Origin of the sequence: Faecalibacterium sp. HTF-F (assembly GCF_023347535.1) — a bacterium.
GTDB lineage: Bacteria > Bacillota > Clostridia > Oscillospirales > Ruminococcaceae > Faecalibacterium > Faecalibacterium wellingii.
In genome coordinates this window covers 634,219-648,519 of sequence record NZ_CP094473.1, presented here as the reverse complement: position 1 = coordinate 648,519, position 14,301 = coordinate 634,219, and the positions used below count along the sequence as shown (strand labels likewise).

Here is a 14,301-nt window from a genome sequence, read left to right as displayed (position 1 = left end):
ATGCTGGGATTTGTGGGACTGATCGTTTCGGTAGTCCTTTTTATTTTGCTGACCTTCCGCGGATGGAACATGGCGGTAGCTAGTGTGCTTTCCAGTGTGCTGATTCTGCTGTTTAACCGGATGGATCTGTTCAAAGGCTTTGCGGAAAGCTATACGCTGGGATTTTCAGAGTTTGCTGGCAGCTGGTGGCTTTTGTTTCTTCTGGGAACAACCTTTGGCAGGTATATGCAGGACATGGGGCTGTCGGATGCAATGGCTCGTGTGATCTACGCCCGATTCCGGGGCCGGGTGATTTTGGCGGTTCTGGCAGTCTCTTTTGTACTTTCCTACGGGGGAATCGGTACCTTTGTGATCGCATTTACCGTGTATCCGATTGCTTCCAGACTGTTTCAAGAAGCGAATATTTCAAGAAATCTGCTGCCGGCTGTAATGCTGTTCTGTCCAACCACGATGTGTATGACGATGTTGCCCGGCACACCTTCGATTCAGAATATGATCCCCACCAGCTTTCTGGGCACCAGCATCTATGCAGCGCCGTTGTTTGGCACGGTAGCAGCGGCGCTGACTGGTGTCATAGGGTATTTGTACTTTTGGTATACCACCGCAGCAAAACAGCCAGTCGGCACAGGACCGTCAGTTGCTGGCAAGATGAAAAGCGCCCCGGCAGATTATCTTTCCTTCTTGCCATGTATCTGTCTGTGGGGCGTTGCATTTTTTTTGAATCGGGTCGGGATCGAAAGCCGGGCCGCAGTGGCCGCTGCTATGGCGGCAGCAATCGGCGTTTGCATCGTGCTGAAGCGCCCCGGTGTTTCTGTTCAGAAAAGCATCAACGAAGGCTCGATGCAGGGGTTAAAGACACTGGCTGCAACATCTTGCATCATGGGTTATGGAGCACTTGTGCAGTCTACCGATGGTTTTCGGCTTTGTCTGCAACAACTGCTCCGTATATCCACATCGCCGGTGCTGACAAGTATTCTTGCCATTAATGTGATCGCGGCAGTGACAGGTTCTTCCACGGCCAGCTTGCAGCTCTATTATAAGCTGTTTTCGGGGCAGATCGCGCAGATTACGTTTTCCAAAGAACTGATACATCGGATTACTGCGATTGCATCCGGCGGATTAGATTCCATGCCCTATGCGACTGGCGTTGCCATTGCGAACGAGTTGGCGAAAACCAGCTTGAGGGATACATATCGGTATGTTTTTATTACATGTGCAATGATTCCGCTCGCAGTGCTTGGAGTCCTGCTGCTTCTGTTGAATGTATGGGTCTGAATACGGAGCCTGTAAAGCAGAAACTGGACATTTAGTTGTGACTTATAATTGTTGAGATTAGCCGTCCAAAAGGTACTCGCGCTAACTGCATAGGCGTTGAAAATGAAAGCATTGAAGTGCGGACACTCGAACCAATGCCGTCAAGCCGGTGAGGGACCAACGGGGCTGTGCAGAATTGATTTTAAACGGTGCCCCGGAGGAACATTTGAAGAACGTAGCTGGGAACCATGGGCTAGAAGATTAAAAAGGTAAATTCTATAAGAGGCGAGTTAAGCCGGATGTCAATGCCGCATTCCGAAATCAAAATTGGAGTGCGGCACTTATCGTTTATCGGAATAGTTGCAGATCTGGATGGCCGCACCATGTTCCATGCGCTGTATCGCAGCGTTTCTTTGGCGGCCAGCACACAGATGATGCGGGATTTCCACTTGCCGCCGAATACGCTCAAACCGTATTCCAAAGGACAGCGGATGTCTTTTTCCAGTTTTTTCTGATACATGGTATTCCCTCTCTTGACTCTTATAGCAATTTTCAAAAATAAGGCGAATAGCCGCAGGAATGGAATCAGCCTGAGCATTCAGAAGGCGAAACTGTCTGAAAAGCACATTGTATCGCGTTCGGAAGAGCATCCAGGGTCCGTGCCTTGAATTTACGAAGGAAAGACTTCACCTTCGACCAGAGCTTTTCAATAGGATTCAAATCAGGACTATATGGTGGAAGATAAATGCATCGAACACCGGAGCTGTCCAGCAGATTTCTCACTGCCTTTGCATTCACATTCTTAGAAATCAGTTTTCAAGTCAAAACCACCGGCTAAGCCGGTGGCTTGAGTAAGCCCTAGAAGGGCATCCTACTGGCAAAGCCCCTCAAGGGGCCTCGAGCAAGCGTCTTTCATCTGCATTACCTGCCCTACCGCTCTAACGAGCTATGTTGCAAAGTGCATCTTCTAAGATGACAATTTCTTTGTCATCTCGCTTTGCTCGAATCTTATAGCTAAAGCATTTTCTACTCCACCAGCGGAGCTGGTGGTTGTCGCTCGCTCAAGCTACTCAAAGCAAAAATCCGCCGAGGAATCCTCCCGAAAAAAACGGGAAGAATCCTCGGCGGATTTCGTTTATCGTGTTGGCTCTTTTTCGGCTGTGTTTTTTCCTCTGCAAAAAACATCTCTACATTTTTCTGAGCTTTCATCAACTCCTGCATCTCATCTCGTGCCTTCCGGTAGTCTGGGTATAGAAAGGATCAGTCTCACTCATTTCAGTATCATTCTCTTTAGTCCTATTACATCGTGATTTTGAAGGGTCTTGACTTGCGTTTTTGAAGCCTCCAGAATCGTGAAAATCACGATTCTGGAATATTGATTTTGACGATTCTGCTGAAAAGTTCTTCACATACACCAAACTTGGCTTTCCCAGACCTCTGCGTTTTCGTTCAATCAGACCAAACTTTTCGAGTTCCCGGAGCAGCTTGGTCGCTTTGTTGTCTGCGCAACACAATGCCCTCTTGACATCCTCTATCGTGAAGAGGATGAACACCCGGTCCTGCTTGTCCAGCCAGCCGTTTTTCACGGACAGGCTCATGCGGTCCAGCAGGACGCCGTACAGCGTTTTGGCATCGGTTGACAGGCTCTGGAACCGTGGCTCCTGAAACAGAGCCTTGGGAATGCGGTAGAACGAAAACAGTTCTCCGGACTGCCCATAGAAATAATCAAGGATCATGCTGTTTTTTCAACTTTCTGTTCTTATTGCTGTGCAAAACTTGACCTCCCATCTGAAAAAATAAAAGCGCACAGCTTCTTGACATTGAAAAAAGCAGTGCGCTATGTAATATATAGTCGGTATGGAATCAATCGCTTAAAAGATAATCTATGAGATATTCTTTCGGAATCATAAAAGATCGTCCGACTTTCAGGCAGCGAATTCTATGTTGATGGATTCTTCTGATGATGGCAGTCTGGCTTTTGAAACCGAGTAAAGTTGTTGCTTCTTCGACAGACAGCACATCAGGATAGTTCACAAATAATTTTTCATAATACTCTTTTGCTTGATTTTGATTCATTATCCTTGACTTTCCTTTCGTTTTGTGCCTAAGCAGAGGAGCATTTTGCCCTGCATCCCTCCTGAGCATCCCTCCAATTTCCATTTGGGCGGTCCAAACCGAAAAAACAGAGTCGAGGGAAAACGCATCGAAAAATCGTGGATATTTCAAATTATTGTTCGTTGAGGCGTGAATTTTGCCTTTGCACAGTGGAAACCAGATATCACTAGATATCACTGGATGACACCAGATGGAAGATGAGGATAAAAACTCAAAATCTATTGGTAGCAATACCGTGTGGGTTCGACCCCCACCATCGGCACTCGATAAACCAGAATGATCCGAACCAGATCTCCCTTTATGGAGTGACCGGTTCGGATCATTTGTTTTTTCCGGGAGAGCCGCGGATCGGCCGGCCCTTCTCTTACAGCATCTTCACCGCCAGCGCTTCGCTGGTGCGGTCCTGTGCATCCATGACGTTCTGGGGGTCATCCATGGTGTAGCGCAGCACAAGCACCTCTGCCACGTACAGCAGTGCCACCTTGATGGGGATGTTGCCGGAGTCCAGCGGGCTTTCCTGTGCACCGCACAGCAGCACGACATCTGCCAGCTTTGCGCCGGGCGAGTCCTCGTAATGGGTCAGCAGGATGATCTTTGCGCCTGCCGCCCTGGCTGTGCGCAGGGTCTCCAGCATATCCCGGGTAGCACCGGAATAGGAGACGAACAGCACCACATCCTCCGGCGTCATCAGGCTGGCCGTGACCAACTGCAGATGGCTGTCGCCCGCCGTGCGGAACTTGGTGGAAATGCAGGCGAATCGTGCGCAGATATCGTTGGCGATCAGCATGCTGCCGCCCTGACCCAGACAGTACACCTGCCGCGCCTTGCGCAGCAGCTCCGAGGCTTTGTCCACCGCTTCCGGCGAGAGCGCATTCTGCGTGCCGTTGATGGTGGTCATCAGCAGGGCACTGGCGTGCTCACACAGGGTGGCCGTGTCGGCGTCCGGTTCCGGCACACGCTGGTTGACCAGCGCACCGGTGGCATTGGCCTGTGCCAGCGCAATGCGCATTTCGTGGTAGCCCTCAAACCCCAGCGCCCGGCAGAAGCGGAACACGGTGGCCTCTGCCACGCAGCATTCCTTTGCCAGTGAGGAAATGGACAGGTACTGCGCTTCCCCCGCATGCTGCAGGAGGTACTCTGCCACGGTGCGGCCCGATTTTGTCAGGTCGCCTTGATGCTGCTGCAGCAGCTCCCAAAAATTCGTTGCCATTTTTTCTTTTTCCTCTTTTCCGGAGCAGCAGTCCACAGACCCGGAACCGCTGCCGACCGTTTCATTCACCTTCTATAAAAAGTATAAAAGAATCGCCCCCGCTTCGCAAGAGACGCATTGCCCACATTTTGGCCCGCAGTTCTGTGCAGAGCACACAGTTTTGATGGAAAAACAGGCCATTTTGTGAAAAACCTTTTCAATTTTACATTTTTGTTCAGAAATTCTTTTTCACCACAGAAGTGATGGGTTTGTACCATTTTGTAATAAATTTAGGAGAGTAAAGGGAGTTTTCTTTGCATTTTATCATATATCCCACATTTTTGTGCATCATGCATATTGCTGTTCTGAAAATTTATGAAACCCGTGAATGGACAAAATGAAAATATTTTTCTATAATGGAGCCATCAAGAGCGGCCGCTGGCACGGCAGGCCGCCATCAACGTGAAGCATCTTGAATGCGAAGGAGAAACTACTATGAAAAACTGCATTTCCCGCCGTTCGTTCCTGAAGGCCGCTGGCATTCTGGGAGCAGCCGGCGCTCTGGCCGCCTGCGGCGGTTCTTCCAGCTCTACCACCACTGCTTCTTCTGCACCCGCAAGCTCCGCTGCAGGCGCAGCCGCTTCCTCCACCAGTATCAAGCTGTGGACATACCCCATCGGCGGCTGGGGCAATGACGAGACCGTTCAGAACCTCGTTTCCAGCTTCAACGCCAAGTATCCTGACATCAAGGTCACTGTGGAGTATCTGGACTACACCAACGGCGACGATCAGGTGAACACCGCCATCGAGGGCGGCAGCGCACCCGACCTGATCATGGAAGGTCCCGAGCGTCTGGTTGCAAACTGGGGCGCAAAGGGCGTCATGGCTCCGCTGAACGACCTGTGGACCGACGATGCCAAGAAGGACATCTATGAGTCCGTTGAGTCTGCCTGCAAGGATACCGCCGGCAACTACTACGAGTACCCCCTGTGCATGACCGCACACTGCATGGCCGTGAACATGACCAAGGTCAAGGAAGTGGGCGCTGACCAGTACATCGATACCGACAAGCACACCTGGAGCACCGACGGCTTCCTGAAGACCGTTGATGCCCTGTACAACGGCGGTTACGAGAACGTTGCAGCCATCTACTGCGCAGGTCAGGGCGGCGACCAGGGCACCCGCGCCATCATCAATAACATGTACGGCGGCACCTTTACCGATGCAGCCCACACCAAGTACACTGCCGACTCCGCCGAGAATATCAAGGCTATCCAGACCCTGCACGACACCAAGGGCATCAACTTTGACGCTTCCATCGCAGGCGGCGACGAGATCACCCTGTTCCGCAACGGCACCCTGCAGATGGCTTTCTGCTGGAACATTGCACAGCAGGCCAACAGCGACAACAACGACGCCGGTCTGACCAACGATGGCGACGAGATCTTCCCCATGGCCTTCCCCACCGAAAGCGGCGACCCGAAGCTGTGCGGCGGCATCTGGGGCTTCGGCATCTTTGATAACGGTGACGAGACCAAGATCGAAGCAGCCAAGACCTTCATCGATTTCATCGCGGCCGACCCCGATCAGGTCAAGGACAGCGTGCTGGCTTCCACCTACTTCCCGGTTCGTACCAGCGTGGGCGATATCTACGCCGACAACGAGATCATGAGCGAGTACAGCAAGTTCATGGCTTATCTGGGCGACTACTACCAGATCACTCCGGGCTGGGCAACTGCTCGTACCGAGTGGTGGAACATGCTGCAGCGCGTCGGTTCCGGTGAGGACGTTGAATCTGCCGTCAAGACCTTTGTTGATAACGCAAACGCAGCTGCTCAGGCATAAGCCCATCCACTCTGCCGGGGGCAGATAATTACTGATTCTTCGCCCCTTCCTCGAAGATCCCGACGAGGGAGGGGCTTTATTTGTAAAAAATGCAAAATAACATCTCGACCGGAAAGGAACGGTGATTCTTTTGGCTGCAAAAACGGCGATCAAAGAGCCCAAGCGCAGCAGTGCGCTGGTACGGCGCGAGACCTTTGCCTCCTACTGTTTCCTGCTGCCCAGCCTGATCTTCTTCCTGGGCTTCGTCATCTATCCCATGGTGCTGTGCGTGGTGACCAGCTTCTTCGATTCCACCATGAACCGTGCCGACATCTTTGTGGGGCTTGCAAACTATAAGGAACTGTTCACAGACCCCATCTTTCTGGGTGCCTTAAAGAACACCTTCATCATCGTGGTGGTGTCGGTGCCCGTCACCTGCGCCTTCTCGCTGTGGGTCTCCTCTGCCATCGTAGACCTGCCCGAGTGGGCCACCAGCCTCTTCCGCTGCGTGTTCTACCTGCCCGTCGTCACCGGCTCCGTGGCCGTTACCGTGGTGTGGAAGTGGATGTACAACAACTACTACGGCATCTTCAACTATCTGGGCAAGACTCTGGGTCTCATTGACAAGAACATCAACTGGCTGGGCGATGAGCGCTTTGCTCTGGGCTGCATCATCCTGATCCTGCTCACCACCTCTGTGGGCCAGCCCATCGTGCTGTACGTTTCCGCTCTGGGCAATGTGGACCAGTCCATCGTGGAAGCCGCAGAAGTGGATGGTGCCACCGATTTCCAGTGCTTCTGGAAGATCAAGTGGCCCGCCATCATGCCCACCACCCTGTACATTCTGGTCATTACCACCATCAACTCCTTCCAGTGCTTTGCGCTGATCCAGCTGCTGACTTCCGGCGGCCCCAACCACAGCACCGATACCATCATGTACTACATCTACTACACCGCCTTCAAGCTGTACCGCTACGGCTACGGCAACGCAATGGGTGTGGTGCTGGCAGTCATCATCGCCATTCTGTCGGCTGTTCAGTTCAAGCTGGGCAACCAGGATAATTAAAGGAGGTGCCGGACAATGAGTGCAAATGCCACTGCAAAAAAGCAAAAACCGTTGAAGCGTCACCCCAGTAAGCTCAAGAAGATGAGCGCCTACATGATCCTGACGCTGATCCTCATCAGCATCGTTGCGGTGCTGTTCGCCTTCCCGCTGTACTGGATCATCACCGGTTCCTTCAAGACCGGTGCCGCCATCAACGCCACCACCCCCGAATGGTGGCCCAGCCAGTGGGTGCTGACCAACTATCAGAAGCTGTTCTCCGGCAAGAGCGCCCCGCTGTGGCAGCTGGCTGTGCCCTTTGGCTCCAAGTTCAGCGCTAACGGCGAGCCCATCTACTTCTCGGTAGGCCCCACCGCTCCCGCTGCCATCCGCTGGATGATCAACACCGTGTTCATGGCCGTCATGTCCATGATCCTCACCTGCATCACCGCCGCCATGGCCGGCTATGCACTGGCAAAAAAGCGCTTTGTAGGCCGCAAGCTGCTGTTCACCCTTATCGTGTGTGCAATGGCTCTGCCCAAGCAGGTCATCCTGATCCCCCTGCTGCGCGAAATGAGCTCTTTGAATCTGTACAACACCATTTGGGCCGTCATCTTCCCCATCGTGGGCTGGCCCTTTGGCGTGTTCCTGATGAAGCAGTTCAGTGAGGGCATCCCCACTGAGATGCTGGAAGCGGCCCGCATCGACGGCGCAAGCGAGGCCAAGACCTTTATCGACATCGTGCTGCCCATGGTCAAGCCGGGCATCGGTGCACTGGCCATCTTCACCTTCATCAACAGCTGGAACGACTACTTCATGCAGTTGATCATGCTGTCCAGCACCAGCAACCTGACCATTTCTCTGGGCATTGCAAAGCTGCAGGCTGAGAACAGCACCGACTTTGGCCTGATCATGGCAGGTGCCGCACTGGCTGCTGTGCCTATCATCATCATCTTCCTCATTTTCCAGAAGTACTTTACCAAAGGCATCGCAATGGGTGCTGTTAAGGGCTAAGAAAGGATTATGTAACCATGAAAGACATTACAAAGTATCAGGGTGTCATCCCCGCCTTTTACGCCTGCTACGACGCAGAGGGCAATATTTCTACCGAGGGCGTCAAGGCCCTCACCCGCCATCTGATCGCCAAGGGCGTCAAGGGCGTGTATGTGGGCGGCTCCTCCGGCGAGTGCATCTACCAGCATGTGGATGAGCGCAAGGCCGTTCTGGAAGCCGTGATGAGCGAAGCCAAGGGCAAGCTGACCGTCATCGCCCATGTCGGCTGCAATAACACCGCCGACAGCGTAGAGCTGGCCCGCCATGCCGAGAGCGTGGGTGTGGACGCCATTGCATCCATTCCCCCCATCTACTTCCACCTGCCGGAGTACGCCATTGCAAAGTACTGGAACGATATGTCCGCTGCTGCTCCCAACACCGAGTTCGTCATCTACAACATCCCGCAGCTGGCAGGCACCGGCCTGACCATGAGCCTGCTGAAGGAAATGCTGAAGAACCCCAACGTGATCGCAGTGAAGAACAGCTCCATGCCCACCCAGGACATCCAGATGTTCAAGGATGCCGGTATCGCCGCCCGCGGCGAGGGGAATTTTGTGGTGTTCAATGGCCCCGATGAGCAGTTTGTTTCCGGCCGCGTCATCGGCGCAGACGGCGGCATCGGCGGCACCTACGCCGTCATGCCCGAGCTGTATCTGGCCATGAACGATCACATCAACAAGGGCGAGATCAAGCAGGCTCAGGAGATCCAGTACGAGGCCGACCGCATCATCTACAAGATGTGCGAAGCCCACGGCAACCTGTACGCCGTGCAGAAGGAGATCCTGCGCCGGATGTACGGTCTGGAGCTGGGCGGCGTGCGTGAGCCGATGCCCGGCCTGATCCCGGAAGATGAAGCCATCGTGGCCGAAGCACAGGCCATGATCGAAGCTGCCATCGCAAAACTGTAAAATTGAAGCAGCGCCCCTCTCCGTCTCTTTTCAGAGGGGAGAGCGGGCGCTTGTTTTTGGAGGGACGTTTTATGATCTGTGATACCCTGCAGCACCTGACACGCTACAAGGGCCTTTGCAAAAATCTCGACACGGCCATTGATTACCTGCTGACCCACGATCCTGCCAGCCTGCCGCTGGGCCGCACCGAGGTGGATGGCGAAGAAGTTTTTATCAACACGATGGATGCCACGCTCCATTCGGACGATGGCTACCACCCGGAATATCACAAAAAGTATGCTGACCTGCAGCTCGACATCACCGGCAGCGAGGGCTGGGGCTTTACCACGAACCCCGGCAGGGAGATCGGCGATTTTACCGGCGACTGCGGTTTTCAGGACAGCGCCAGTGTCGTGACCGGTGCACTGGGTGAGGGACGCTTTGTGCTGTTCTTCCCCACAGAGCTGCACAAACCCGGCCTTGTACAGCACGGCTGTGTGGGCGTGCGCAAGGCTGTTGTAAAGATTCGGATGGAGGATTGAACGATGGATAAGGAAAAGCTGTTTGCTCAGATCAAGGGCGGTCTGATCGTCTCCTGTCAGGCACTGGAGACCGAGCCCCTGTACACGAAAGAGGGCGGCGTGATGCCGCTGATGGCAAAAGCCGCCGCCATGAGCGGCGCTGTGGGCATCCGCGCCAACACCGTGCGGGACATCACCCAGATCAAGCAGGTGGTGGACCTGCCGGTCATCGGCATCATCAAAAAGGATTACCCCGGCACGCCCATGTACATCACCGTCACCATGAAGGAAGTGGACGAGCTGGTGGCCTGCGGGGTGGATATTCTTGCCGTGCAGGGCACCGGTGCCCTGCGCCCGGACGGCTCCACCTCCGCCCAGTTCATCCGCGCCATCAAGGCAAAGTACCCCGACCAGCTGGTGATGGCCGACTGCGACAACTTTGAGAACGCCATGGCCTGCGCCGAAGCCGGTGCCGACTTTGTGGGCACCACCATGCGCGGCTACACCCCGGAGACCAAGGGCATTGACGATATCGACTTTGATTTTGTCCATAAGCTGGCCGCAGAGTGCCCGGCAAAGGTCATTGCCGAGGGCCACATCCACTACCCGGAGCAGGCGGTCAAGGCGCTGGAAGCCGGTGCATTCGCACTGGTGGTGGGCGGTGCCATCACCCGCCCGGCAGAGATCACTGCCCGCTTTACCGGTGCCATCAACGCTGCAAAAAAGTAAAATGGAGTGTGCCGGATGAAACAGTATTTTGGCATTGATATCGGCGGCACTGCCGTCAAGCTGGGCATCGTGGACGAAACCGGCAGGGTGCTGCTCAAGGGCGAAGAGAGCGTCAGCTTTGACGGCTACCAGACGCCTGTTCTCACCACCGTGCGCAAGGCCGCAAAGGAGTTTTTGACCGCAAATTCCATCCCGGTGGAAAGTCTTGCGGGCATCGGCGTTTCGGCCACAGGTCAGATCGACAGCCGCAAGGGCATCGTGGCCGGTACCTGCGGCAACTTTCCCAACTACATCGGCAGTCCTATCAAAGCTGCGCTGGAAGAGGACTTCGGCCTGCCCGTCACAGTGGCCAACGACGCCAACTGCATGACGCTGGGTGAAGTGTGGGTCGGTGCCGCACAGGGCTGTACGGATGTCATCGGCGTGACACTGGGCACCGGCGTGGGCGGCGGCATCCTGACCGGAGGCCGTCTGCTGGAGGGCGCGCGGGGCCTTGGCGGCGAGCTGGGCCACTACCGCACCCACGCGCTGGACGGTGTGGATTGCACCTGCGGCGCAAAGGGTTGCTGGGAACGCTACGCCGCTACCACCGCGCTGGTGCGTGCCGCACAGGAAAAGAACCCCGATTGGAAGGATGGCCGCGCCATCTTTGCTGCCGCAGAAGTAGGCGACGAAACAGTTCTTGCCCTGCTGGATGCATGGACGGACGAGATTGCACAGGGCCTTGCCGGCATGGTGCATATCTTCAACCCACAGCTCATTCTGATCGGCGGCGGCGTGAGCGCGCAGCAGAAACTGCTGATCGAACCCATTGCCGCAAAGGTGAAAGCATCGGTCATGCCCGCCTTTGCAGAGGGGCTGGAAGTGCGTGCCGCTCAGCTGCACAACGACGCCGGTATGGTGGGCGCAGTGTACTACTTCCGACAGACCATGGAAAAGGAGTAATTGTATATGAAAACACATATCCTCTGTCTGGGTGATTCCAACACCCACGGCTACTGTGCCGACCCCAACGACTGCGCCGACCACGGTATCCGCTTCAATGAAGAGGAGCGCTGGACCTGCCGCCTGCAGAAAGCGCTGGGCGAGGAATATCTTGTGACGGAAGAGGGCCTTTCCGGCCGCACCACCGTGTTCGTGGACCCCATCCACGAATCCATGGATGCCCTCAGCGTCATCTATGCCCTGCTCAAGAGCCATGAGGTCATCGACCTGCTTATCATCATGCTGGGCACGAATGACGTCAAAGAGCGCTTTGGTGCCAACGCCGCCTGCATCGCTGCGGGCATGGAGCGGCTGATCCTCAAAGCCAAGAGCGTGGACTGCTGGGGCACCAAGCAGCCCAACATTCTGGTGGTGGCACCTCCTCCCATCGGCGCAGGCTTCCACGACGCCGTGATGGGTGATGGCTGTGTGGAAAAATCCGCCGGTGTGGCCGGGCAGCTCCGCATCATCTGCGAGCGGCAGGGCGTGCACTTCCTGGACGCAAAGGACTGCGAGTTCAATCAGGTGGACTTCATGCACCTGACCCGCAAGGGCCACGCACAGCTGGCGGAGCTGCTGGCAAAAGAAGTGCCGGGCCTGATCTGAGCAGAGCACGATTTTAAAAGCTCCGCTCTGAGCATCTTTAGCGGAAATTATTAGAGCAATACCGGACAGACTGCGGTCTGTCCGGTATTGCATTTTTCACGGAAGGGATCGCGACCGCAAACAGCATCGGCTCAATTCATCTTGTAAATACCGTTAAAATCGGCTATACTTTCCGCAGAAAGATCCATTGAAAGGAACTGTGCCATGCCTGAACTTTTAAAAGCGCCTGTCACCCCTGCCCAGCAGGCAAGAGATGCCCTTCTCGGTGCCCTCGTGGGGCTTGCCCGGGCCACCACCAGCGAGCCCAAAACGGACGACACCGACGAGGTGCTGAACGCCGGTCTCCGTCTTGCCGCACAGCCGGATGCCCCGGAGGAAAAGCTGCACCGGATGCTGGAGACCGTACGCACCGAAAAGCACCGCGTTGCCCCGGGCTGTGCCTCCTGCGCCATGCCCTGCGGCAACACGAACGATTACGACCTTGCCCGCCTGTGGGCCGCACCGGAAACGATCCGCACCCTCAAACTGCAAATGCTTTCCACCGCATTCGCACTGGCCCAGAAGCGCCCGCAGGGGCAGGCGCAGACCGCCGTTTATCAGCTGCTGTTCACCCTTGCAGAGGACTGGGATGCGGAGCTTCTTCTTCCCGTAGTGCAGCATGCGCAAAAGCTTTGCCGGGAGTAAGTCGGCACCCGGAAACCGCGTTTTTAACTCGAAAGGTTTGTACTTTTCGGCTTCCTCGGAAGTGCTGTGAAAAGTCTGCCTTTTTCTGTGCTTTGGCGGCATTTGCACGGCACTGCGTCCGCAAAAAGCATTCCGGACAGTTTGTTTCCCGATTTCCTGCCTTTTTCCGAAAGTTTTTTGCAAAAAAGACTTTACAAACCATTTCCAAAAACATATTATATAAGTAATATATTTCATGGAGCCAATGCTGCGCAGCCCATTGTGCAGCATCCAAATACGATCAAGGAGGGGTTCATCTATGCCCGAAAAGAAAAAGACCGCAGCGGCTGCTCCTGCTGTGGAAGCTCCTGCCGCTGAGGCCAAGGAGACGAAGGAGACCAAGACCCGCAAATCCGCCAAGGCCTCTGCACGCCGCGGCCGTCCCCCGCTTGCACCGGAGCTGTACGTGGAGTTCAGCGGCAAGCAGTACAACGTGACCGATATCATCGACCGCGCCAAGGCCGATTACCGTGCCACCCACAAGGTGGGCGTGCAGTCCTGCAAGGTCTATATCAAGCCTGAGGAAGGTGCCGCCTACTACGTCATCAATAAAGTTTCCGGCAAGCTGGAGCTGTAATTTTCACCTTGCTTTTCCGGCCTGCGGCGATGCACTCCGCACCTGTTCCGCTGCGGGCCTTCCGTTCCCACAAATGGCTCCATTTCAATTGCAAAAGCAGCCCTGCACCATCACGATGCAGGGCTGCTTTTTTGATGTATTATACCCCAAACCACTTTTTCCAGAACGGGTGGTTCTGGATCTCAGGGTCCGGGTCCGGGATCTCAAACACATAGCGCTCCGTGGCATTGATGACCGTCGTCCCGCCGCGGGCGCACACGCGCGGCAGCTTGGCATCATAGTTCAGGTGCACATGCCCGTGTACGAACCACTGCGGCTCGTATTCGTCCATCAGATCGTTGAAGCATTCAAACCCCTTGTGGGCGCGGTCTGTACTATCATTCAGACCCGCTGCCGGCGAATGGGTCAGCAGCAGATCGATGCCGCCCACCTGATGAGCCCTGCGCGAGAGCTTGTGCGCACGGCGGCGCATTTCCCGTTCCGTATACTGAAAGCTGTCCTCCCGGTTGTTGTAGCGGATGCTGCCGCCCAGCCCCATGATGCGCAGGCCCTTCCACACATAAACGCTGTCGTCCACACAGATGCAGCCGCCGGGCTCATTTTCGCGGTAGCTGCCGTCGTGGTTGCCGTGGACATACAAAATAGGGGCTGCTGTAAAGTTTGTAAGGTATTCCAGATACTTCTGCGGCAGGTCTCCGCAGGAAAGGATCAGGTCGATCCCCTCCAGATGTTCCCGGGTACCGTAATCCCACAGCGCTTTAGAGGGCACATCCGAAATTGCAAGAATTTTCACTTCA

Annotated in this window: 15 protein-coding genes and 2 pseudogenes; 11 read left to right on the top strand and 6 right to left on the bottom strand. The window is 55.0% G+C overall.

Features of this window, described 5'->3' with window-relative positions; all coding sequences use genetic code 11:
• Positions 1 to 1,275: a GntP family permease gene (locus MTP37_RS03040; RefSeq protein ID WP_249238151.1), complete on the top strand. Its 1,275-nt coding sequence runs from the start codon at positions 1 to 3 to the stop codon at positions 1,273 to 1,275.
• 370 nt (positions 1,276 to 1,645) lie between these two features.
• Here the strand turns inward: MTP37_RS03040 and MTP37_RS03035 are convergent.
• The 5 genes and pseudogenes from MTP37_RS03035 to MTP37_RS03020 all read right to left on the bottom strand — a co-directional run.
• Positions 1,646 to 1,774 (bottom strand): annotated as a pseudogene (locus MTP37_RS03035) (winged helix-turn-helix transcriptional regulator); the annotation flags it as partial.
• Between the two features lie 65 nt (positions 1,775 to 1,839).
• Complete coding sequence (locus MTP37_RS13190; RefSeq protein WP_413784542.1) at positions 1,840 to 2,037, bottom strand: transposase; 198 nt, start codon at positions 2,035 to 2,037, stop codon at positions 1,840 to 1,842.
• A 461-nt stretch (positions 2,038 to 2,498) separates the two neighbouring features.
• Positions 2,499 to 2,990: pseudogene (locus MTP37_RS03030) on the bottom strand (replication initiator protein A); the annotation flags it as partial.
• Positions 2,991 to 3,117: 127 nt separating this feature from the next.
• Complete coding sequence (locus MTP37_RS03025; RefSeq protein ID WP_249238149.1) at positions 3,118 to 3,546, bottom strand: helix-turn-helix domain-containing protein; 429 nt, start codon at positions 3,544 to 3,546, stop codon at positions 3,118 to 3,120.
• 187 nt (positions 3,547 to 3,733) lie between these two features.
• A complete protein-coding gene (locus MTP37_RS03020) occupies positions 3,734 to 4,579 on the bottom strand; it encodes a MurR/RpiR family transcriptional regulator (RefSeq protein WP_249238148.1) in 846 nt (281 codons plus the stop codon).
• Positions 4,580 to 5,053: 474 nt separating this feature from the next.
• Here MTP37_RS03020 and MTP37_RS03015 point away from each other — a divergent pair, with 474 nt between their 5' ends.
• The 10 genes from MTP37_RS03015 (at position 5,054) to MTP37_RS02970 (ending at position 13,504) form a co-directional block, all read left to right on the top strand.
• Positions 5,054 to 6,403: an ABC transporter substrate-binding protein gene (locus MTP37_RS03015; RefSeq protein ID WP_249238147.1), complete on the top strand. Its 1,350-nt coding sequence runs from the start codon at positions 5,054 to 5,056 to the stop codon at positions 6,401 to 6,403.
• A gap of 121 nt (positions 6,404 to 6,524) precedes the next feature.
• Positions 6,525 to 7,448, top strand: coding sequence for a carbohydrate ABC transporter permease (locus tag MTP37_RS03010; RefSeq protein ID WP_005944588.1), 924 nt, complete (start codon positions 6,525 to 6,527; stop codon positions 7,446 to 7,448).
• Positions 7,449 to 7,463: 15 nt separating this feature from the next.
• Complete coding sequence (locus MTP37_RS03005; protein WP_249238146.1) at positions 7,464 to 8,438, top strand: carbohydrate ABC transporter permease; 975 nt, start codon at positions 7,464 to 7,466, stop codon at positions 8,436 to 8,438.
• A gap of 17 nt (positions 8,439 to 8,455) precedes the next feature.
• Entirely contained in the window at positions 8,456 to 9,385 is a 930-nt protein-coding gene (locus MTP37_RS03000; RefSeq protein WP_249238145.1) for a dihydrodipicolinate synthase family protein, read from the top strand.
• Positions 9,386 to 9,456: 71 nt separating this feature from the next.
• Complete coding sequence (locus MTP37_RS02995; protein ID WP_249238144.1) at positions 9,457 to 9,906, top strand: NanQ anomerase/TabA/YiaL family protein; 450 nt, start codon at positions 9,457 to 9,459, stop codon at positions 9,904 to 9,906.
• A gap of 3 nt (positions 9,907 to 9,909) precedes the next feature.
• Complete coding sequence (locus tag MTP37_RS02990; RefSeq protein ID WP_097776405.1) at positions 9,910 to 10,614, top strand: N-acetylmannosamine-6-phosphate 2-epimerase; 705 nt, start codon at positions 9,910 to 9,912, stop codon at positions 10,612 to 10,614.
• A gap of 15 nt (positions 10,615 to 10,629) precedes the next feature.
• Complete coding sequence (locus MTP37_RS02985) at positions 10,630 to 11,559, top strand: ROK family protein (RefSeq protein WP_249238143.1); 930 nt, start codon at positions 10,630 to 10,632, stop codon at positions 11,557 to 11,559.
• Positions 11,560 to 11,565: 6 nt separating this feature from the next.
• Positions 11,566 to 12,204, top strand: coding sequence for a GDSL-type esterase/lipase family protein (locus MTP37_RS02980; RefSeq protein WP_249238142.1), 639 nt, complete (start codon positions 11,566 to 11,568; stop codon positions 12,202 to 12,204).
• 204 nt (positions 12,205 to 12,408) lie between these two features.
• Complete coding sequence (locus tag MTP37_RS02975) at positions 12,409 to 12,888, top strand: hypothetical protein (protein ID WP_249238141.1); 480 nt, start codon at positions 12,409 to 12,411, stop codon at positions 12,886 to 12,888.
• Between the two features lie 298 nt (positions 12,889 to 13,186).
• Positions 13,187 to 13,504, top strand: coding sequence for a DUF6465 family protein (locus MTP37_RS02970; protein WP_249238140.1), 318 nt, complete (start codon positions 13,187 to 13,189; stop codon positions 13,502 to 13,504).
• 139 nt (positions 13,505 to 13,643) lie between these two features.
• Here MTP37_RS02970 and MTP37_RS02965 read toward each other — a convergent pair whose 3' ends face one another.
• Positions 13,644 to 14,297: a metallophosphoesterase family protein gene (locus MTP37_RS02965; RefSeq protein WP_249238139.1), complete on the bottom strand. Its 654-nt coding sequence runs from the start codon at positions 14,295 to 14,297 to the stop codon at positions 13,644 to 13,646.
• Positions 14,298 to 14,301 lie beyond the last annotated feature (4 nt).

What these genes read in the sequence shown, in the direction of transcription:
- MTP37_RS02970 (WP_249238140.1), top strand. Translation starts at nt 13,187, where the DNA reads ATGCCCGAAAAGAAAAAGACCGCAGCGGCTGCTCCTGCTGTGGAAGCT.
- MTP37_RS02990 (WP_097776405.1), top strand. Translation starts at nt 9,910, where the DNA reads ATGGATAAGGAAAAGCTGTTTGCTCAGATCAAGGGCGGTCTGATCGTC.
- MTP37_RS03020 (WP_249238148.1), bottom strand. Translation starts at nt 4,579, where the DNA reads ATGGCAACGAATTTTTGGGAGCTGCTGCAGCAGCATCAAGGCGACCTG.
- MTP37_RS02975 (WP_249238141.1), top strand. Translation starts at nt 12,409, where the DNA reads ATGCCTGAACTTTTAAAAGCGCCTGTCACCCCTGCCCAGCAGGCAAGA.
- MTP37_RS03005 (WP_249238146.1), top strand. Translation starts at nt 7,464, where the DNA reads ATGAGTGCAAATGCCACTGCAAAAAAGCAAAAACCGTTGAAGCGTCAC.
- MTP37_RS03015 (WP_249238147.1), top strand. Translation starts at nt 5,054, where the DNA reads ATGAAAAACTGCATTTCCCGCCGTTCGTTCCTGAAGGCCGCTGGCATT.
- MTP37_RS02995 (WP_249238144.1), top strand. Translation starts at nt 9,457, where the DNA reads ATGATCTGTGATACCCTGCAGCACCTGACACGCTACAAGGGCCTTTGC.
- MTP37_RS02980 (WP_249238142.1), top strand. Translation starts at nt 11,566, where the DNA reads ATGAAAACACATATCCTCTGTCTGGGTGATTCCAACACCCACGGCTAC.
- MTP37_RS03000 (WP_249238145.1), top strand. Translation starts at nt 8,456, where the DNA reads ATGAAAGACATTACAAAGTATCAGGGTGTCATCCCCGCCTTTTACGCC.
- MTP37_RS02985 (WP_249238143.1), top strand. Translation starts at nt 10,630, where the DNA reads ATGAAACAGTATTTTGGCATTGATATCGGCGGCACTGCCGTCAAGCTG.
- MTP37_RS03040 (WP_249238151.1), top strand. Translation starts at nt 1, where the DNA reads ATGCTGGGATTTGTGGGACTGATCGTTTCGGTAGTCCTTTTTATTTTG.